Below are 19139 nucleotides of genomic sequence, written 5' to 3' on the forward strand. Positions count from 1 at the left end.
GGAGTCGTCATGCCCCCCGCCACCACCCACTCCGCCGACATCCTCGTGATCGGCTGGGGCCTCGCAGGCCTCGTCGCCGCGAGCGAAGCCGCCGCCGAAGGGAAATCGGTCGTCATCGTCGACCAGGAGCCGCGGTCCAACCTCGGCGGACAGGCGTGGTGGTCGTTCGGCGGCCTGTTCTTCGTCGACTCGCCCGAGCAGCGGCGGATGGGCATCAAGGACTCCCTCGATCTCGCCCGCCAGGACTGGTTCGGCAACGCCGCCTTCGATCGTGAAGAGGATGCCTGGCCCCGGCGCTGGGCGGAGGCCTACCTCCAGTTCGCCGCCGGCGAGAAGCGCTCCTGGCTGCGCGAGAAGGGCGTGGGGCTCTTCCCCGTCGTCGGCTGGGCCGAGCGCGGCGGCTACGGGGCGACCGGCCCCGGCAACTCCGTGCCGCGCTTCCACATCACGTGGGGAACGGGACCCGGCATCGTCGCACCGTTCCAGGCCGCCGTCGAGGCCGCCGAGACCGCGGGCAGGATCACGATCCTCCCTCGCCACCGCGTGACGGCCCTCGACACGACCGAGGGTGCTGTCACGGGCGCCTCCGGCGACATCCTGGCCCCCTCGGGCACCGCCCGCGGCGTCGCGAGCTCCCGCGAGGTCGTCGGTGCGTTCCAGGTCACGGCGTCCGCGACGATCGTCTCGTCGGGCGGCATCGGCGGCAACCACGACATCGTCCGCGCGCAGTGGCCCGCCCGTCTCGGCACCGCCCCCGCGACGATGGTGACGGGCGTCCCCGCCTACGTCGACGGCTCGATGTATCCCGTCGCCGAGGCCTCGGGGGCACGCCTCATCAACGGCGACCGCATGTGGCACTACGTCGAGGGCATCCAGAACTGGAATCCGATCTGGCCAGATCACGGCATCCGGATCCTCCCCGGCCCCTCCTCCCTCTGGCTCGACGCGACCGGCAACCGCCTCCCCGTGCCCCTCTACCCGGGCTTCGACACGCTCGGCACCCTCGCGCACCTGCGTGCGACGGGCTATGACCACTCGTGGTTCGTGCTGTCGAAGAAGATCATCGAGAAGGAGTTCACGCTCTCGGGCAGCGAGCAGAACCCCGACCTGACCGGCAAGGACATCAAGCTCCTCGTCAAGTCCCGGCTCGGCAAGGGCGCCGCAGGCCCCGTCCAGGCATTCATGGACCAGGGCGCCGACTTCGTCGTCCGCGACACGCTCGACGAGCTCATCGCGGGCATGAAGGCCCTGCCGGGCGGCGACGTGCTCGACGGCGCGCGCGTGCGCACCGAGCTCGAGGCGCGCGACCGCGAGATCGACAACTCCTTCACGAAGGACGCCCAGATCGCGATGCTGCGCTCCGCCCGCTCCTACCGTGGCGACAAGCTCATCCGGACGGCCAAGCCGCACCGCATCCTCGACCCCAAGTCGGGGCCGCTCATCGCCGTCAAGCTGCACGTGCTGACGCGCAAGTCGCTCGGAGGCATCGAGACCGACCTGTCGGGCCGCGCACTCGGCGCGTCGGGCGAGCCGGTTCCCGGCCTGTACGCGGCCGGTGAGGCGAGCGGCTTCGGCGGCGGCGGCGTGCACGGCTACCGCGCGCTCGAGGGCACGTTCGTGGGCGGATGCCTCTTCTCGGGCCGCGTCGCGGGCCGGGCCGCGGCAGCCGCGGTCTGACCGCGGCATCCGGAATCCGACACGCTCTCACGCAGGACCGGCGCCGGCGCACTCCGCGGCGCCCCGGTCTCGCGTGCCCGGGCGCCGGAGTTGGTGGCTAGAGCCAGTTCTTCGCCTTGAACACCCGGTACAGCCCGAACGCGAACGCCGCCATCGTGATGAGCGCGAGCGGATAGCCCCACGTCCAGGCGAGTTCGGGCATGTTCACGAAGTTCATGCCGTAGATCCCCGTGATGAGCGACGGCGCGAAGAGGATCGCGGCCCAGCTCGAGATGCGCTTCGTCTGGTCCGACTGCGCGAGGCTCGTCTCGTTCTGGCGCTGCGCCACGAGGGTCGCGTGCACGGTCAGGGCGTTCTGCAGGGTCTGGCGGAACTCCTCGATCTTCTCGACCATCTGGATGACGTGATCCTGGATGTCGCGGAACAACCGGCGCAGCTCGAGCGCGTCGGGATCCTGGCCGCGGGTGTCCTCGAGGTCATCGCGGAGGCCCGTGATCATGGCATGCAGCGGTCTCACGGCACGCAGGAACTCCATGACCTCGCCCGAGAGGTCGTAGATCCGCTTCGTGACGGCCGGGTCGCCCGTGAACAGCTGCATCTCGATCTCGTCGATATCGTTCTCGAGCCCTGCGACGACGGGGGCGTAGTCGTCGACGATCCTGTCGAGGATCGCGTAGAGCACGGCGAGCGGACCGCGCGTGAGAAGCTCCGGGGTGCTCTCGAGTCGATGGCGGACGAGTGCGAGATCAGGGGCCTCCGCGTGCCGGATCGCGACGACGAAGTCGCTTCCGACGAACACCTCGACCTCGCCGAACTCGACGGTCTCGAGCGCGTCGACGTAGCGCGCGGGACGCAGCACGAGGAACCGCATGTCGCCGTAGCGCTCGAGCTTGGCCCGCTGATGGCCGAGCAGCGCGTCCTCCACGGCGAGCGGATGCAGCGCGAACTCCGACGCGATGATGCCCAGCTGCACGGGCTCGGGGCGATACAGCCCGATCCAGGCGAATCCGCCGTGCTGCGCGAGCGTCTCTGAAGTGCGGGCGAGCTTCTGCGGGGAAGCGACGCGACGCCCGTCCACGTAGATCGCGTTGTCGATCACTGTCACCGGCACAGTCTGTCAGCCCCGGCGACTCGGGCTCAGCCCGCCGAGCCGGTCGCGCGCACCGCGGTGAGGCCGCTGCGCACGGGGCCGCGGACGAGGACGTGACCCCGGCGCAGCGTGATGCGGGTCCACTGTCCCGACGCCAGGACCTGAGCCTGCTCCTCCCCCACGATGAACCCCATCGCGAACGCCGCGAAGGCCGCCCCGAGTGGAAGGCCCTGCAGAGCGTCATCCGGCGCGCCCCACACCGAGGCACGGATGACGCGTACGACGTCCTCGCCGGCATCGGCGGGCATCGACTCGGCCACCGAGGCGATGCCGAACTGCGCGCGAGAGGCGAGTTCGGCCGACGACACGGTTCCGGAGGCCTCCCATCCGCTCCTCGGCGGCGCGATACCGGCCCAGGCCGGCGAGACCGCGACATCCGGCAGCACGATCGCGTGCTCGTCGTCCGCAGCGCGGGAGAGGAGGCTCGCCTCGACCACGAGGTCGCACACGAGCTCGGGATCGATCGGCAGCGCCCGCATCGCCAGCACGGTCGGCGTCGAATCGAGGAGCCCCCGCGGAGCCAGGGGCGCGGAGGTCATGGCGAGCGTGCCGTTCGCGGCGTGCAGGCGCACTCCCCCGTCGCCCAGCCGCGTCGTGCGGCTCGCGAAGGTGAGGGCGTCGGCGGCGGCTTCGGCATCGGGGAAGATCAGGCGCTGCGACATCCGCCCTAAACTACCAAGCGCCGCGGGAGAGCCTGCGCAGAGACCGGGAGGATGCCGTGACCCACGCCGCTCACGCCGACGAGGATCGACCCACGGCCGACCCCGTCGCGAGTCTGCTCGCCGTCCTCGATCTCTCGGACTCGCGGGCGCGGACGAGCGAGGACATCTTCACGGGCGTGTCGCAGCCGATGCCCCTGGGACGCATCTACGGCGGTCAGGTGCTCGCGCAGTCGATCGTCGCGGCCGAGCGGACCATCCCCGAGGGCCGCAACGTGCATTCGATGCACGGCTACTTCCTCCGTCCCGGCGACTCGTCGAAGGGACTCACCTTCTCGGTCGACCGCATCCATGACGGGCGCTCGTTCTCGACGCGCCGAACGCAGGCCTTCCAGGAGGGTGTGCCGATCTTCTCGATGATCGCGTCCTTCCAGGACGAGGATCCGGGGCTCGAGCATCAGGAGCCGATGCCCGACGGCATCCCGCACCCCGACGACCTGCCCGACCTCGAGGACCGGCTCACGGGGCTGCATCCCGTGAGCAAGCGGCTCTTCCTCGACCGGCCCGTCGACCTCCGGCACGTCCCGTCGCCCATCTACCTCGAAGTCGAGGGCGCGCACGAGCCCCGTCAGGCCGTCTGGATGCGGGCGCGCGGACCGCTCCCCGATGATCCGGCGGTGCACCGGGCCGCGCTCGCCTACATCAGCGACCTGACGATCCAGGAGTCGATCCTGCGCGCGCACGGCATCGCCTGGACGCGACCGGGCCTGCGGGTCGCGAGCCTCGACCACGCCATGTGGTGGCATCGCCCCGGCCGCATCGACGACTGGCTGCTCTACGTCCAGACCTCGCCGAGCGCCCGGGGAGGGCGTGGGCTCGCGACCGGCCGCATCTACACGGCCGACGGCTCGCTCGTCGCGAGCGTCGCGCAGGAGATCATGGTCCGCGTTCCGGACTGATCCCGGTCCGGGCCGGACACAGCCGCGGCGGGCTGCTCAGGCGCGGTGGGCGTAGATGATCGGGTCGCCCTGATAGGGAGCCCACGCCGCGCGCTCTTCGGGCGAGAGGCGCAGCGGGCGCCCGGTCGCGGCATCCACTTTCACGACGACCGTCGTCGCCCGCGCGTGGAGGGTCTGCCGGCCGTTCTCGTCCGGCGTCTCGCGCGGACTGCACACTTCGTAGCAGACCTCGATGCTCGAGCCGCCGAGCTTGCCGAACCACATCTGCACGTCGAGTGGATGCCGCTGGTACGGCACCGGCGCGAGGTACTCGATCTCCTGGCGGGCGATGAGCGTCAGCACGCCGCTCTGCAGGCCCGACTCGAGCACCGCGGTGGGCGGCGCGACCTCACCGGGCGCGGGGAGCCAGAAGGCGCGCACGCGCGCCTCTTCGAGGAGTTTGAGCATCGACGTGTTGTTGACGTGGTTGAACGCGTCGAGATCGCCCCAGCGGAGCGGGATCGGGATGTGGAGCCGCACGCCCTGGGGCGTCGCCTCCACATCGGCGATGGCGTCGTCAGTCACGCGTGATCCTCACTTCGTTCGTCAACACGCTTCCATCGCCTCAGCACCCGAGCAGGCGCGGCTGCGTCGGCTCAGTCGCGCGTGAGCTTGCGGTAGGCCGAGCGATGCGGCTTGGCGGCCTCGGGGCCGAGACGCTGGATCTTGTTCTCCTCGTACGCCTCGAAGTTGCCCTCGAACCAGTACCACTTGTCGGGGGTCTCGTCGGTGCCCTCGTACGCCAGGATGTGCGTCGCGATGCGGTCGAGGAACCACCGGTCGTGCGTGATGACGACGGCGCAGCCGGGGAATTCGAGAAGCGCGTTCTCGAGCGACTGCAGCGTCTCGACGTCGAGGTCGTTCGTCGGCTCGTCGAGGAGCAGCAGGTTGCCGCCCTCCTTGAGCGTCAGAGCGAGGTTGAGGCGGTTGCGCTCACCACCCGAGAGGACGCCCGCCTTCTTCTGCTGGTCCGGTCCCTTGAAGCCGAACTTCGAGACGTAGGCGCGCGAGGGGATCTCGGTCTTTCCGACCGTGATGATGTCGAGTCCTTCGGAGACGACCTCCCACAGCGACTTGTTCGGGTCGATGTTCGCGCGGCTCTGGTCGACGTAGCTGATCTTGACGGTCTCGCCGACCTTGAGGTCGCCGCCGTCGAGCGGCTCGAGGCCGACGATCGTCTTGAAGAGCGTCGTCTTGCCGACGCCGTTCGGGCCGATGACGCCGACGATGCCGTTCGGCGGCAGGCTGAAGGTCAGTCCGTCGATGAGGGAGCGGCCGTCGAAGCCCTTCTGGAGCTTCTTCGCCTCGATGACGATCGATCCGAGGCGCGGGCCCGCGGGGATCTGGATCTCGTCGAAGTCGAGCCTGCGCGTGCGCTCGGCCTCGGCCGCCATCTCCTCGTACCGCGCGAGGCGGGCCTTCGACTTGACCTGGCGCCCCTTGGCGTTGGAGCGCACCCACTCGAGCTCCTCCGTGAGCCGCTTCGCGAGCTTGGCGTCCTTCTTGCCCTGGACCTCGAGGCGAGCCGCCTTCTTCTCCAGGTAGGTGGAGTAGTTGCCCTCGTAGGGGTACAGGTGACCGCGGTCGACCTCGGCGATCCACTCCGCGACGTTGTCGAGGAAGTACCGGTCGTGCGTGATCGCGATGACGGCGCCCGTGTACTTCTGCAGGTGCTGCTCGAGCCACAGGACGCTCTCCGCGTCGAGGTGGTTCGTGGGCTCGTCGAGCAGGAGGAGGTCGGGCTTCTGCAGCAGGAGCTTGGTGAGCGCGACGCGGCGCTTCTCACCGCCCGAGAGCGGCGCGATCTCGGCATCGCCGGGAGGCGTGCGCAGGGCGTCCATCGCCTGCTCGAGCTGCGAGTCGAGGTCCCACGCGTCGGCGGCGTCGATCTCCTCCTGGAGCACGCCCATCTCGGCCAGGAGGGCGTCGAAGTCGGCGTCCGGGTCGGCCATGAGGCCCGAGATCTCGTTGAACCGATCGAGCTTCGCCTTGATCGCGATGCCGTCCTCGATGTTCTCGAGGACCGTCTTGGTCTCGTCGAGCTCAGGCTCCTGCATGAGGATGCCGACGGTGAAGCCCGGCGTGAGCTTGGCCTCTCCGTTGGAAGGCACGTCCATGCCCGCCATGATCTTCAGGATCGTCGACTTGCCGGCGCCGTTGGGACCGACCATGCCGATCTTCGCGCCAGGGAGGAACGACATCGTGACGTCATCGAGGATCAGCTTCTCGCCGACCGCTTTGCGGGCACGGACCATGGAGTAGATGTACTCTGCCACGTTTAAACAATCTCCTTGAGCCGAACCACGAGGCCACGAATCTGCGCATTCTCGGGGATTACTTGGTCATGCCAGACGTACTCAGCCATAACCGGTCCATTCTATTGGCCGGGTATCCACACCCGAGCACGTTCCCAGGTGTTCGCCCGCGACAGCCTGTAAAATCGGAGGCGGTTACCCGACCACCGATCTCCCGCTCGCCTGGGGCGCGCCGGCAGGAGTGCGATCACCGTCGCTCGCATCCGTGCCGGAACGGCTGGATGATCCTCGCACTCGCCGAAAGTCCGTCGCATGACTCTTCTCGATCGCATCCGCGCATCCTTCCGGCGTCAGGAGCTCTTCCCCGACGCCTCGGCCGACGAGCTGCGGGCGATGTACTGGGAGCAGATCGGGCTCGCCGAGTCGGCAGCCTTCGACGGCTTCCAGGACGTCTCGCGGTCGCACCACGACAGGGCCGCGCAGTACGGCAAGGCGCTCGCGCAGCGGGGCGAGCCGACTCTCCCGCCCGCCGATCAGGACTGACCGCGGCCGATCGCGGTCGTGATGTGGGGCTCTGACATCCGGCCGACGGCGGGCCGACGCGGCGGCGGCGTCGGCGTCTCGCCGAGCGCCTCACGCCGCGGCGGTCACCAGTCGATGGGTCGGGTCTGCCCGATGAGGCACTCGCCCGCGCCCACCGCGGGAAGGACGACCGCCACAGGCGCGCCCGTAGCGGGTCCCACCTGACCGACGAGGCACTCCCCCGCCCACAGGACCGAGAACTGGATGCTTTCGGCCGCGTTTCCGACGGTGGACTGGTCGTTCGTGACCTGCATCGCAGACTTGTCGAATCCGCCGGCGACGAGCGCGTCGATGTACGCGCGGCCCGCGACGCTGTCGGGACCCGCCGCCACAGCGGCGACGATCGAGGCGAAGTAAGGCAGGTTGTCGTCGGCCGTTCCGTCGGGGACGAGGGCCGGCGTCGCCACGCTCGGAGTCGGCGTGGAGGTCGGCGTCGGCGATTCGGGGGCGACGGCGCTCGGGGTCCGACTCGACGTCGGGTCGGCGTCGCCGGGCGAGGGGGCCGTGCACGCGGCCAGCATCGTCGCGCCGATCAGCACGGCGCCCGCCACCGCGATAGACCTGGTCGCCCTGGGCAGGGCGGGGCGAGGCTGCCGCGAGCGCACGGAAGGCGAGGAGTGCTCGGGTCGTGACACAGGGAGAGTCTAGGTGGCGTGCCCGAGCACTCGCCGTGCGTCAGAACGGCGTATCGGACGCCTCGGGTTCGCCCGAGTCGGCCGACGAGGATCCCGCCCCGACGAGCACGGGCTCGAGTCCGCCCGTGCCGGGCACCGCCCATCCGTCGGACGTGGCAACGGCCGGCCAGTCCGAGGCGGGCTCGGGATCGGCGTCGGGCGCAGGTGCCGCGCCGCCTGTCGCATCCTTCTCGAAGCGCGTCGTCCCTCGCAGGAGATCGTGCCCGATCGCGTCCGCCTCGATCTCGGCCGTGATGCCCTTCTTCGCACCCGTGTCCCACTCGCGAAGTCGCAGCCTGCCGGTCACGATGATGCGATCGCCCTTGCTGAACGACGCCATCGCGTGCTCAGCGAGGCTTCGGAACGTCGAGACGGTGTACCAGTTCGTGCCGGCGTCGACCCATGTGCTCGTTGCGCGATCGTAGCGACGGAGTCCGCTCGCGACGCGGAAGGTCGTGATGGCGACGCCCCCCGCGATGCGCTTGTGCTCCGGCGGCGTCGCGATGTTGCCGATGACGGTGATGGTGTCGCTCATTTCGCTTCCCTTCATGCCCGGGGCCCATCCCCGGCGCAGCGCTGCCGCTCGCGTGCCCGTCGAGCGGCAGCGCCGGGATCAGGATGCCGTCGGGCCACCTCGCAGGGCGGGTGGTCGTCTCGCCTGGGGACAGCGCGCGCGAAACCCGTCGATGGGGAGGAGAGCAGGGCGGACGTGTCCGCGCCCGTTGCGGGACGAGGAGCATCCCGCCATGTCGGAGGTCGCACATATCTTCGAATCTGCAAGGAGGAATCATGACGACTCTCTTCGAATCCATCGAACGCGAGCCCCGGCTCCGCCTCGGCACGCCGGTGCGCCTGGCCGCCGCGGCCACTGGCCTGTGGCGGGTGCTCGACGCGCAGGGGCTGATCATCGGGCATCTCGAGGCGCACCTGGAGGGGCAGGGCGTCCGCTACGGCGCGCGACGCTTCCATGCGGCATCCCGCACGTTCCGCGAGCTGGGCGAGTTCTGGTCCGCCGACGACGCGGTCGAGTGCCTGCGGCTGGGCCGATGAGCGCTCAGACGACTGCCTCGAGCTGCTCCGACGCGACGATGGGTGCGCCGGACCGCACGTGCGGCCATGCGTCGGCGAGGATCCCGACGGCGCGCCGCAGCTCATCGACGGGCGCTGTGAACGGCAGACGGAGGTGGCGGTCGTGGCCGCCGTCCACCGAGAAGCGCGGACCCGCTGACAGGAGCAGACCGCGCGAACGCGCCTCCATGACGATCGCGGAGCTGAGCGGCGCGTCCAGCTCGATCCACAGCGAGACGCCGCCGTGCGTATCCGGCGCCGACCACTCGGGGATCTCGGATCGGATCGCCGCGACCGCCGCGTCCCGACCTTCCCTCAGCAGGTGCGAGCGCTGCGCGACGATCTCGTCGAACCGGGGCAGCAGCTCGGCGGCCACCGCCTGCTCGAACTCGGGGGTCCCGAGATCGTGTGCCGACCGCGCGGCGACGAGTCGACGGACGAACTCGGCACTCGCTCGGATCCACCCGACCCGCAGCCCGCCCCAGACGGTCTTGCCGAGAGATCCGACGCGGACGACGGAGTCGCGCTCCGCGTCGGCGAAGCCGGCGCCGCCGATCGGGCCGCGATCGATGTCGAGGTCCGCCGTCGTCTCATCGAGCACGAGGACCGTGCCCGAGCGCTCCGCGGCCTCGAGGATCCCGGCTCGTTCCACGCTCGTCATCGACCGCCCCGTGGGGTTCTGGAAGTCGGGCATGAGGTAAGCCGCGACAGGCAGCGTCCGCGCGAGCGCCTGCTGTGCGCGATCGAGGTCCCATCCGTCCGACGTCGTCACCGGCATCCCCACCAATCGGGCGCCCGCGCGCCGGAACGCATCGGCGGCGTGCGGATATGTCGGCGTCTCGAACAGCACCCGATCGCCGCGCCCGAGCAGCACTGACGCGAGGAGGTGGATCGCAGACTGCGCCCCCGTGGTCACGAGCACCTCGCGCGGATGCGTCGGGATGCCGCGGGCCGTGTAGCGCTCGGCGATGGCCGCGCGCAGCTCGCTGCGTCCGAGCACGTCGTAGCCCGTGCGCGCGACGAGCGCAGCGGAGCGGCTTGCGACGTCGGCCATGACTCCCGCCAGCCCGGGCCACGCCGGCGGACTCGCCTGCTGCAGATCGATGGCGCCCTCCAAGGCGGCAACGCTCCCGGGATCGCGGCGCCCCAGCGGGAGAGTCACGCTCCCCGAGCCGCGAGTGCTGGAGATATGGCCGGTATCGCGCAGGCTCCGGTACGCGGCGGCCACCGTGCTGCGGCTGAGACGGAGCGCCACGGCGAGTTCACGCTCGGCGGGCAGGGCCGTGCGCGGCGCGAGCCGGTTGTCCAGGCACAGCAGCCGGATGCCGTCGGCGAGCGCTTCGTACGCAGGCTCGCTCGTGCGCCAGCCGCCGAGGGCCGCCGTGAGCGCACGAGCGGAGATGCGGGAGTCCATGAGGCCACAATAGCCGAATTGGACTGTATGGATCAGTCCAATCATGCGATTGGATCATTCCCATGACACGCCGCGTCGCCCAGCTCCTCATCGGCCTCGTCCTCTACGGGACGGGGTGCGCCCTGACGATCGAGGCGGGCCTGGGCGTCGACCCCTGGACGGTGCTCGCTCAGGGCGTCTCGCTCCACACAGGGATCGGCATCGGCTGGATCGCCAACATCATCGGCTTCTTCGTGCTGCTGCTGTGGATCCCGCTGCGGCAGAAGCCCGGCATCGGCACGATCGCCAACATCCTGCTCGTCGGGACGAGCATCCAATTCGCCCTGTGGGTCATCCCGCCGGTCAGCGGCATCGTGCTCCAGTTCGCCCTGCTGCTGGCGGGCATCGCGACGGTCGCCGTCGCGTCAGGGCTCTACATCGGCGCGCACTTCGGCCCTGGGCCGCGCGACGGGCTCATGACCGGCATGCACGCGCGACTCGGGTGGCCCGTGTGGCTGTGTCGCGCCGTCGTCGAGGTGAGCGTCCTGCTCATCGGCTGGGCGCTCGGCGGAACAGTCGGCATCGGCACCGTGCTCTTCGCGGCCCTCATCGGACCGCTCGTGCACCTCGCTCTTCCCGTCCTCGACACCCGGCGCCCTTCGAGGGCCGGGCGTCAGACGGTCAGTGCTCGCGGAACTCGGGTCGATCCGAACCCGGCTTGAGATGCGCGACCAGCGCGCTCTTGGCGACATCGAGCGCGGGATACGTGCCCAATGGGCCGTCCGCGCCGACCATCTTCACCGAGAACGCGTCATCGGCCGACTTCTCGATCGATCCGACGGCACCGGCGGGACCATACGCCACCCACAGGCGGCGGGTCTGCGTGTCACTCATGTGGAGCTCCTTTCAGCGCACCCCGTTGCCGACGCTACGCCCCGTGGCAGAGGTGCCGCCAGGTCTGTCAGCCACTTCACGGAATCCCCCGCTCGACCGGTAGCCTGAGAGGACCTTCCCTCCGTAGCTCAGGGGACAGAGCGAGCGGTTTCTACCCGCAAGGTCGGGGGTTCGAATCCTCCCGGAGGGGCTCAGGTCGCGCCGTCGGCGGCCATTACTAGGATGGTCGGCATGGTGGGCGCTTCCGAGAACGATCGGCTCGTATGGATCGACTGCGAGATGACGGGCCTCGATCTCGACCAGGACGAACTCGTCGAAATCGCCGTCATCGTGACCGACTTCGAGCTGCGGCCGATGCATCCGGGATTCCAGATCGTCATCAAGCCCGACGATTCGGCTCTCGAGCACATGAGCGAGTTCGTGCGGCGGATGCATTCCAGCTCGGGGCTGCTCGAGGAGATCCCGCACGGAGTGACGACGGCAGACGCCGAGTTCCAGGCACTCGAGTACATCCAGCAGTTCGTGCCGCTCGAGGGCAAGGCCCCTCTCGCAGGCAACACGATCGGCACCGACCGTATGTTCCTCGCGAAGTACATGCCGCGCATCGACCGTTGGCTGCACTACCGCAACGTCGACGTGTCGAGCGTCAAGGAGCTCTCGCGCCGCTGGTACCCGCGCGCGTACATCCACGCGCCGGCCAAGGACGGCGGTCACCGCGCCCTCGCCGACATCCGCGAATCGATCCGCGAACTCGCGTACTACCGCCAGGCGGTCTTCGTGCCGCAGCCCGGTCCGACCAGCGACGGCGCGCGTGCCGCGGCGGCATCGGTCGTGTCGGCATTTGCCCCCGGGGTGTGAGAGAATCGTCTGGTTGCCCGCTCACGCGGGAGACATGGTGGGTATAGCTCAGTTGGTAGAGCGCGGCCTTGTGGTGGCCGATGTCGCGGGTTCGAGCCCCGTTACTCACCCCAATGAACGAAGTCTGATCGTGCTGTGATCGAGATGGATGCCGCCGCCTTCGAGACGCTCGTGGTCGACGAGCTCGACCTGCTGCCGGACGACATGGTCCAGGGGCTCGAGAACATCGTCTTCGTCGTCGAGGACCGCCCCGAGGACGGAAGTCTCGACCTCCTGGGTCTCTACGATGGCTGGTCCCTCACCGAGCGCGACCGCTACGGCGTGGGCGAACTGCCCGACCGCATCATCGTGTACCGCGAACCGCATCTGGCCGTCTGCGACACCGTGGACGACCTGCGCGACGAAGTCCACACGACTCTTGTGCACGAGATCGCGCACTTCTACGGCATCGACGACGACCGCCTCCACGAACTCGGATGGGCGTGATGGTCGCGTCAACGCCCGAGACGAGTGAGCGCGTCGAGCTCGGCACGACGGTCACCGCGGCCCGCGTCTGGCAGACCGTGGTCTGGAACGATCCGGTCAACCTCATGAGCTACGTCGTGCACGTGTTCCGCGAATACTTCGGATTCCCGCGCGCTCGTGCCGAGCTGCTCATGCTCGCGGTGCACCACGACGGCCACGCGGTCGTCGCGGAGGGCGCCCGGGAGCAGATGGAGCTCCACGCGAGCGCGATGCACGACTACGGCCTGTGGGCCACCGTGAGAGAGGCCCCGCAATGACCCGCAGACTCGTCGTGCTCGAGATCACCCGCATGGAGGCGACGCACCTCGCGGGACTCGTGATGCAGTTCAGCGATCTGCTCACCGAGACCGGCGATCGCTCCCCCTCCGATCCGGCGGTGGCAAGGCTCGTGCCCGATGCCTACCCCGACGACGCCGAGGCCGCGCAGGAATTCCGCTCGCTGACCCAGCGCGACCTCCTGGATCGACGATCGACGGATGCCGCGGCCGTGCTGGCGAGCCTGCACGACGTGGTCGAGCCGGCGCTGGACCCGCACGACGAGGGAGCGACCCAGATCGCCGTCGTCGAGCTGGACGCCGACGGGCTGCAGTCGTGGCTGCGCACCCTCGCGGCGGTGCGCCTCGTCCTCGCGTCGAGGCTCGGCATCGTCGACGAGGACGATCACGACGAGGACGATCCCCGGTTCGGCATCTACGACTGGCTCGGCTACCGCCTCGAAGGTCTCGTCAAGGCGGCCGAGGGCGCCTGACACCACGCGATCAGGGCACCTCGACGACGTGCGTCGCGAGGCTGCGCGGATCGTTGCGGGCGATGTGCCGCTCCTCCTGCTCGGCCCACCGATCCCAGAATGGCCGGTACGAGTCGCCGTCCCGGCTCAGCGCGCGGCGCTTGCGCGACGCGGGCGGGGACTCGAGCCACACCCGGATGTCGCCGAGCTTCGCGGTCGCCTCCGTCAGCAGGCCCGCGCCCTCGACGATGAGCGGCAGAGACGGGTCGACCGCGTGCGCCTCGGCATGGGTCGAGGCATCCCAATCCCATCGCTGCCAGACGCCGATCTGACCACGCGCGTGCGGGAAGAGGATCAGTCCGCGGGCCGCCTCCGCGCCCTCCGCGAGCCCATCCCAGCCGGGATAGAGGCTGTCGAGCGCGACGAGCTGCACACGGCCGCGGAGCGGCCAGCGCGCCACGAGCTCGCGGGCGAGCGTCGTCTTGCCCGCTCCACTGCGCCCGTCGACGAGGACGACCGGATTCGCGACGCCGAGCGCCGAGACCGATTCGAGGATCCGGCCCGCCGCGCTGCGCAGCGCCGCCGAGACGGGATCGACGCTACTTCTTGAGGGTGCGGATGACACGACTCAGCGCACGGCCCGCCACCCACACGAAGGGGATCGCGACCGCGAGGAGCGCCACGACGTTCGGCTCGAACCGCACATCGCCGCCGCGACGGATGTAGGAGCCGAGCGGCACCGACCATCCCCCGCCACCTCCGCCGCCGTTGCCGGACTCGTCCGATCCGCCGCCGAAGCCGGTCCACGAGAACGCGACGGGGATCAGCTGGACACCGCCGATGTCGCGCTGTTCGCCATAGGCGCTGTTGACCCCGAGGGCCGCCGACTGCTTGCCGAGCTCGAGTGCGATGTTGGGCATGACCCCACGCTACCGGTCCGGCCGTGCGCTGCCCAGGTCGACACCGTGCATTTCCGGCGCGCGCGCTTACTCGAGCGGAGGGGCCTTGGGGTTCGACGGAAGCGTGCCTCCACCTCGCGCGCGGCCGAGCAGCGTCGCGCGCGTCACGGTGCCGCGACCGAAGCGCGCGGCGGCATCGTCGAGCGCGCCCTCGACGCGCCGCCATTCCTCGTCGTCATCCCAGAGCGTGGCCATGTCCATCGCGACGGGACGCAGCTTCTCGCCGCGCACGCCGACGAGACGCACAGGCAACGGACGGTCCACAGCGCCGAAGAGCTCGAGCGCGGCGTCGCCTATGCGCTGACCGACCGACGTCGGCTCCGCCAGTGTCTGCGAGCGGCTGATCGTCGTGAAGTCGGCGAATCGCACCTTGATGGCGATCGTCGACGCCTCCCACGCGTTCTCGCGCAGCCGCGCACCGACCCGATCGGCGAGCCGCCGGAACTCGGAGCGCAGGACCGCGGGATCGTCGATGTCGTGATGGAAGGTCTCTTCGTGCCCGACGCTCTTCTCGACGCGAGCCGTGTCGACGTGCCGCGCGTCGAGGCCGCGGGCGAGGTGCCAGATGCGATCTCCCATCGCGGCTCCGAGCACACGATCGAGGACGGGACGCGGCGTGTCGAGGATGTCGGCCACCGAGCGGATGCCGCGTGATTCGAGAGCCTCGCCGGCCTTGGGGCCGATGCCCCAGAGCGCCCGCACGGGTTGCTCGGCGAGGAAGGCCGCCGTGTCGGCCCCGCGGACGATCAGCAGCCCATCGGGCTTGCTGAGGGTCGAGGCCATCTTCGCGACGTGCTTGGTCGCCGCGACGCCGATGCTGCAGGTGAGCCCCGTCTCGTCCAGGACGCGGCGCCGCAGGTCGACGGCGATGCGCCCCGGCGATCCCCACAGCCGCCGGGCGCCCCGCACATCGAGGAACGCCTCGTCGATCGAGAGCGGCTCGACGATCGGAGTGAACTCGTGGAAGATGCGCATGACGTGCTTCGACAGCTCGACGTAGCGGTCGAAGGTCGGCGGCACGACGATCGCCGTGGGGCACAGCCGAAGCGCCTGCCCGACGGGCATGGCGGACCGCACGCCGTAGCGGCGGGCCTCGTACGTCGCGCTCGAGACCACGCCCCGACCCTCGAGCCCGCCGATGATGACGGGCTTGCCCTTCAGCGACGGGTCGTCGAGGACCGCGACTGCCGCGAAGAAGGCGTCCATGTCGACATGCAGGATGCCGGTGCCCGTGTCGTCCGCCCCCTCGGGCGAGACGACACGGCCCGATCCATCCCCGCGCCCCATGGCGTCATTCTCCCTTGGAGCGCCGACACGTGCGCAGTGCTACTGCGCGGCACGCTCCAGGATCAGCTCACGGACGCGCGCGGCATCCGCCTGGCCCTTCATCGCCTTCATGACGGCGCCGATGACGGCACCCGCCGCCTGCACCTTGCCGTCGCGGATCTTCTCGAGGACGTCGGGCTGGGAGGCCAGCGCCTCGTCGATCGCCGCGATGAGCGCGCCGTCGTCGGAGACGACCGCGAGTCCGCGGGCGTCGACGACCTGCTGCGGCGAGCCCTCCCCCGCGATGACGCCTTCGAGCACCTGGCGCGCGAGCTTGTCGGTCAGGGTGCCTGCGTCGACGAGGGCCTGCAGCGCCGCGATGTCGGCGGGAGTCACGAGGCTCGATGCCTCGCGGCCCTCGGCGTTCGCGATGCGCAGGACCTCACCGGTCCACCACTTGCGGGCCGCGGTCGGCGAAGCGCCTGCCGCGATCGTCGCCTCGACCTCGGCGAGCAGACCCGCGTTGACGACGCCCTGGAAGTCGATGTCGGCGAAGCCCCAGTCGGCCTTGAGCCGGCGACGGTGCACCGCAGGCGCCTCGGGCAGCGCCGCGCGCAGCTCTTCGATCAGCTCGAGCGAAGGCGCGACGGGCAGGAGGTCGGGCTCGGGGAAGTACCGGTAGTCGTCGGCGTCCGACTTGGGACGGCCGGGAGAAGTCGTGCCGGTGTCCTCGTGCCAGTGGCGCGTCTCCTGCGTGATCGAGCCGCCGTCGGCGAGGATCGCCGCCTGGCGCTGGATCTCGTACCGCACGGCGCGCTCCACGGAGCGCATCGAGTTGACGTTCTTCGTCTCGGTGCGCGTGCCCAGCGGCGCGACGGGCTCGCCGGCCGCGGCGCGCGGACGCAGCGACACGTTCGCGTCACAGCGGAGGTTGCCGCGCTCCATGCGCGCCTCCGAGATGCCGAGCCCGATGACGATGTCGCGGATCGTCCGCACGTAGGCGGCCGCGAGGTCGGGGGCGGAATGCTCGGCGCCGAAGATCGGCTTCGTGACGATCTCGACGAGTGGCACGCCCGCGCGGTTGTAGTCGACGAGCGAGTACTCGGCACCCTGGATGCGACCCGTCGCTCCGCCGACGTGCGTGAGCTTGCCGGCATCCTCTTCCATGTGGGCGCGCTCGATCGGGATCTCGACGATCGTGCCGTCCGCGAGCTCGACCTCGACCTGGCCCTCGAAGGCGATCGGCTCGTCGTACTGCGAGATCTGGTAGTTCTTGCCGAGGTCGGGGTAGAAGTAGTTCTTCCGCGCGAAGCGGCTCGACGGTGCGATCGAGCAGCCGAGCGCGAGGCCTAGGCTGATCGAGGAGCGGATCGCCTCGGCGTTGACGACGGGGAGCGACCCGGGCAGGCCCATGTCGACGGGGGCGACGAGCGTGTTCGGCTCGGCGCCGTGGTTGTCGGCGTGCGCGGGGTTGCCGGCGGCCGAGAACATCTTGGTCTTGGTGTTCAGCTCGACGTGCACCTCGAAGCCGAGCACGGGCTCGAACAGCTCGAGGGCCTTGTCGAAGTCCATCAGCGCGACCTTCGCCATCAGCGGACGCCTCCCTTCGCGCCCAGCACCGGCGCTCGATCCAGCAGCGGTCCGCCCCACGAGTCCACGAGAGCGGCTTCGAGCGCCGCACCGACGCGGTACAGGCGCGCGTCCTCGCGAGCGGGCGCGAGGAACTGGATGCCGACGGGCAGTCCATCCTCTTCGGCGAGCCCCGAGGGGATCGAGATGCCCGGGACGCCCGCGAGGTTCGCGGGGATCGTCGTGACGTCGTTGAGGTACATCTGCAGCGGGTCGTCGATCTTCTCCCCGAGCCGGAACGCCGTCGTGGGCGCCGAGGGCGTCGCGATGACGTCCACCTGCGTGAAAGCCGCGTCGAAGTCGCGCTGGATGAGCGTCCGCACCTTCTGCGCCGAGCCGTAATACGCGTCGTAGTAGCCCGCCGACAGCGCGTACGTTCCCAGGATGATGCGGCGCTTGACCTCGTCGCCGAACCCGGCGTCGCGCGTCGCGGCCATGACGTCCTCGACCGTCGCATTGGCGTGCGGCATGACGCGCAGGCCGAACCGGACGGAGTCGAACTTGGCGAGGTTGCTGGAGGCCTCGGCCGGGAGCACGAGGTAGTACGCCGCGACGCCGTACTCGAAGTGCGGGGCGCTGATCTCGACGATCTCGGCGCCGTGCGCCTCCATGACCGCGAGCGCGGAGCGGAAGGATGCCGAGACGCCGGGCTGGAAGCCGCTGTCCGGAAGCTCGGAGATGACGCCGAGCCGCAGGCCCTTGAGGACGTCGCCCCTCGCGCCCTCGCGGGCCGCCTCGGCGAACGAAGGCCACGCCTCGGCGAGCGAGGTCGAGTCGTGCGGGTCGTGCCCGCCGATGACGTCGTGCAGCAGACCCGCGTCGAGCACGGTGCGCGTGACGGGGCCGACCTGGTCGAGGCTCGAGGCGAGCGCGATCGCTCCGTAGCGGCTGACGCCGCCGTACGTGGGCTTGAGGCCCACCGTGCCCGTGACGTGCGCGGGCTGGCGGATCGAGCCGCCCGTGTCCGAGCCGAGGGCGAGGGGCGCCTCGAAGGCGGCGACGGCCGCGGCCGAGCCGCCGCCCGAGCCGCCGGGGATGCGGTCGAAGTCCCACGGGTTGTGCGTCGGGCCGTACGCCGAGTGCTCGGTCGACGAGCCCATCGCGAACTCGTCCATGTTGGTCTTGCCGAGCGGCACGAGACCCGCGGCGCGCGAACGCGCGACGACGGTCGCGTCGAACGGCGACATGTAGCCCTCGAGGATCTTCGACCCGCTCGTGGAGGGCATGTCGGTTGTGACGAGCACGTCCTTGATCGCGAGCGGCACGCCCGCGAGAACGCCCAGCGCCTCGCCGGCGGCGCGCCGGCGGTCGATGTCGGCTGCGACGTCGAGCGCGTTCGCGCTGACGTGGAGGAAGGCGTGCACATCGCCGTCGACGTCGGCGATGCGGTCGAGGTGCGCGCGTGTCGCCTCGACGCTCGAGACCTCGCCCGCGGCGAGCTTGTCGGCGAGCGCGGCGGCGCTCAGCCGGATGAGGTCGGTCACTGCTCTTCTCCCAGGATCGCGGTCACGCGGAAACGGCCGTCTGCGGCATCCGGAGCGTTCGACAGAGCCTGCTCGCGGGTCAGCGTGTCGCCGACCTCGTCGGCCCGGAAGATGTTCTGCATCGGGATCGGGTGGCTCGTCGCAACGACGTCGGGGGTCGCGACCTGCGAAACCTTGGCGATGTTGTCGACGATCACGTCGAGCTGTCCGGTGAGGCGGTCGACCTCCTCGTCGCTCAGCTGGATCCTGGCGAGCACACCGAGATGGCGCACGAGATCGGGGGTGATTTCAGACACTCCGACAGTCTAATCGGCCGTATTGCGCCGCCCCGGCCGGGCGTA

The 19139-nt window shown here is 70.1% G+C and carries 23 protein-coding genes and 2 tRNA genes; 11 read left to right on the forward strand and 14 right to left on the reverse strand.

Annotation, left to right across the window (positions count from 1 at the left end):
* Positions 1-9: 9 nt before the first annotated feature.
* Positions 10-1677, forward strand: coding sequence for an FAD-binding dehydrogenase (locus tag MJ607_RS07700; protein WP_243074980.1), 1668 nt, complete (start codon positions 10-12; stop codon positions 1675-1677).
* Between the two features lie 97 nt (positions 1678-1774).
* Here MJ607_RS07700 and MJ607_RS07705 read toward each other — a convergent pair whose 3' ends face one another.
* Both MJ607_RS07705 and MJ607_RS07710 read right to left on the reverse strand, forming a co-directional pair.
* The gene (locus MJ607_RS07705) at positions 1775-2782 is read right to left on the reverse strand and encodes a magnesium and cobalt transport protein CorA (RefSeq protein WP_243074981.1); all 1008 of its coding nucleotides are present in this window, start codon (positions 2780-2782) and stop codon (positions 1775-1777) included.
* Between the two features lie 32 nt (positions 2783-2814).
* Positions 2815-3489: a hypothetical protein gene (locus MJ607_RS07710; protein ID WP_243074982.1), complete on the reverse strand. Its 675-nt coding sequence runs from the start codon at positions 3487-3489 to the stop codon at positions 2815-2817.
* Positions 3490-3545: 56 nt separating this feature from the next.
* Here MJ607_RS07710 and MJ607_RS07715 point away from each other — a divergent pair, with 56 nt between their 5' ends.
* On the forward strand, positions 3546-4445 hold the full coding sequence (locus MJ607_RS07715) for an acyl-CoA thioesterase II (protein ID WP_243074983.1): 900 nt from the start codon (positions 3546-3548) through the stop codon (positions 4443-4445).
* A 36-nt stretch (positions 4446-4481) separates the two neighbouring features.
* Here the strand turns inward: MJ607_RS07715 and MJ607_RS07720 are convergent, their stop codons facing one another.
* Complete coding sequence (locus MJ607_RS07720; protein ID WP_243074984.1) at positions 4482-5009, reverse strand: thioesterase family protein; 528 nt, start codon at positions 5007-5009, stop codon at positions 4482-4484.
* A 71-nt stretch (positions 5010-5080) separates the two neighbouring features.
* Positions 5081-6760: an energy-dependent translational throttle protein EttA gene (gene ettA / locus MJ607_RS07725; RefSeq protein WP_243074985.1), complete on the reverse strand. Its 1680-nt coding sequence runs from the start codon at positions 6758-6760 to the stop codon at positions 5081-5083.
* 291 nt (positions 6761-7051) lie between these two features.
* On the opposite strand from ettA, the gene MJ607_RS07730 reads away from it, so the two are divergent.
* Complete coding sequence (locus MJ607_RS07730) at positions 7052-7282, forward strand: hypothetical protein (RefSeq protein WP_243074986.1); 231 nt, start codon at positions 7052-7054, stop codon at positions 7280-7282.
* A 104-nt stretch (positions 7283-7386) separates the two neighbouring features.
* On the opposite strand, the gene MJ607_RS07735 is transcribed toward MJ607_RS07730, so the two are convergent.
* Positions 7387-7956 (reverse strand): hypothetical protein, encoded by a 570-nt coding sequence (locus MJ607_RS07735; RefSeq protein WP_308193816.1) that lies wholly within the window; start codon positions 7954-7956, stop codon positions 7387-7389.
* A 40-nt stretch (positions 7957-7996) separates the two neighbouring features.
* Complete coding sequence (locus MJ607_RS07740) at positions 7997-8530, reverse strand: single-stranded DNA-binding protein (RefSeq protein WP_243074987.1); 534 nt, start codon at positions 8528-8530, stop codon at positions 7997-7999.
* Positions 8531-8784: 254 nt separating this feature from the next.
* Here MJ607_RS07740 and MJ607_RS07745 point away from each other — a divergent pair, with 254 nt between their 5' ends.
* The gene (locus MJ607_RS07745; RefSeq protein ID WP_243074988.1) at positions 8785-9045 is read left to right on the forward strand and encodes a hypothetical protein; all 261 of its coding nucleotides are present in this window, start codon (positions 8785-8787) and stop codon (positions 9043-9045) included.
* A gap of 4 nt (positions 9046-9049) precedes the next feature.
* On the opposite strand, the gene MJ607_RS07750 is transcribed toward MJ607_RS07745, so the two are convergent.
* Complete coding sequence (locus tag MJ607_RS07750) at positions 9050-10477, reverse strand: PLP-dependent aminotransferase family protein (protein WP_243074989.1); 1428 nt, start codon at positions 10475-10477, stop codon at positions 9050-9052.
* A 62-nt stretch (positions 10478-10539) separates the two neighbouring features.
* Between MJ607_RS07750 and MJ607_RS07755 the strand changes: the two genes are divergently transcribed.
* Positions 10540-11178, forward strand: coding sequence for a YitT family protein (locus tag MJ607_RS07755; RefSeq protein ID WP_243074990.1), 639 nt, complete (start codon positions 10540-10542; stop codon positions 11176-11178).
* Here MJ607_RS07755 and MJ607_RS07760 read toward each other — a convergent pair.
* The gene (locus MJ607_RS07760; RefSeq protein WP_243074991.1) at positions 11138-11350 is read right to left on the reverse strand and encodes a methyltransferase; all 213 of its coding nucleotides are present in this window, start codon (positions 11348-11350) and stop codon (positions 11138-11140) included. The two genes, MJ607_RS07755 and MJ607_RS07760, sit on opposite strands and share 41 nt — an antisense overlap.
* A gap of 117 nt (positions 11351-11467) precedes the next feature.
* On the opposite strand from MJ607_RS07760, the gene MJ607_RS07765 reads away from it, so the two are divergent.
* The 6 genes from MJ607_RS07765 to MJ607_RS07790 all read left to right on the forward strand — a co-directional run bounded on the left by MJ607_RS07765 (position 11468) and on the right by MJ607_RS07790 (position 13481).
* Positions 11468-11540: transfer RNA gene (locus MJ607_RS07765), tRNA-Arg, on the forward strand.
* A 41-nt stretch (positions 11541-11581) separates the two neighbouring features.
* Entirely contained in the window at positions 11582-12208 is a 627-nt protein-coding gene (gene orn, locus MJ607_RS07770; RefSeq protein ID WP_243074992.1) for an oligoribonuclease, read from the forward strand.
* A 37-nt stretch (positions 12209-12245) separates the two neighbouring features.
* Positions 12246-12321, forward strand: a tRNA-His gene (locus MJ607_RS07775).
* 31 nt (positions 12322-12352) lie between these two features.
* A complete protein-coding gene (locus MJ607_RS07780) occupies positions 12353-12694 on the forward strand; it encodes a metallopeptidase family protein (RefSeq protein ID WP_243075280.1) in 342 nt (113 codons plus the stop codon).
* Positions 12685-12990: an ATP-dependent Clp protease adapter ClpS gene (gene clpS / locus MJ607_RS07785; protein WP_243074993.1), complete on the forward strand. Its 306-nt coding sequence runs from the start codon at positions 12685-12687 to the stop codon at positions 12988-12990. Before MJ607_RS07780 ends, clpS begins: the two co-directional genes overlap by 10 nt.
* Positions 12987-13481 (forward strand): DUF2017 family protein, encoded by a 495-nt coding sequence (locus MJ607_RS07790; RefSeq protein WP_243074994.1) that lies wholly within the window; start codon positions 12987-12989, stop codon positions 13479-13481. The genes clpS and MJ607_RS07790 overlap by 4 nt, the downstream gene beginning before the upstream one ends.
* A 10-nt stretch (positions 13482-13491) precedes the next feature.
* Here MJ607_RS07790 and MJ607_RS07795 read toward each other — a convergent pair whose 3' ends face one another.
* The 6 genes from MJ607_RS07795 to gatC all read right to left on the reverse strand — a co-directional run bounded on the left by MJ607_RS07795 (position 13492) and on the right by gatC (position 19094).
* Positions 13492-14085 carry a hypothetical protein gene (locus tag MJ607_RS07795; protein WP_243074995.1) on the reverse strand — a complete coding sequence of 198 codons (594 nt, stop codon included), beginning with the start codon at positions 14083-14085 and terminating at the stop codon, positions 13492-13494.
* Entirely contained in the window at positions 14060-14380 is a 321-nt protein-coding gene (locus tag MJ607_RS07800; RefSeq protein ID WP_243074996.1) for a hypothetical protein, read from the reverse strand. The genes MJ607_RS07795 and MJ607_RS07800 overlap by 26 nt, the downstream gene beginning before the upstream one ends.
* A 66-nt stretch (positions 14381-14446) precedes the next feature.
* Positions 14447-15706, reverse strand: a complete 1260-nt coding sequence (gene dinB, locus MJ607_RS07805; RefSeq protein ID WP_243074997.1) for a DNA polymerase IV — start codon at positions 15704-15706, stop codon at positions 14447-14449.
* Positions 15707-15745: 39 nt separating this feature from the next.
* Positions 15746-17275 (reverse strand): Asp-tRNA(Asn)/Glu-tRNA(Gln) amidotransferase subunit GatB, encoded by a 1530-nt coding sequence (gene gatB, locus MJ607_RS07810; RefSeq protein ID WP_243074998.1) that lies wholly within the window; start codon positions 17273-17275, stop codon positions 15746-15748.
* Entirely contained in the window at positions 17275-18798 is a 1524-nt protein-coding gene (gene gatA, locus MJ607_RS07815; RefSeq protein WP_243074999.1) for an Asp-tRNA(Asn)/Glu-tRNA(Gln) amidotransferase subunit GatA, read from the reverse strand. The genes gatB and gatA overlap by 1 nt, the downstream gene beginning before the upstream one ends.
* Positions 18795-19094: an Asp-tRNA(Asn)/Glu-tRNA(Gln) amidotransferase subunit GatC gene (gene gatC / locus MJ607_RS07820; RefSeq protein WP_243075000.1), complete on the reverse strand. Its 300-nt coding sequence runs from the start codon at positions 19092-19094 to the stop codon at positions 18795-18797. Before gatC ends, gatA begins: the two co-directional genes overlap by 4 nt.
* Between the last annotated feature and the right edge of the window lie 45 nt (positions 19095-19139).

It is taken from the genome of Microbacterium sp. SS28 (genome assembly GCF_022761035.1).
In the GTDB taxonomy this organism is placed as follows: Bacteria; Actinomycetota; Actinomycetes; order Actinomycetales; family Microbacteriaceae; genus Microbacterium.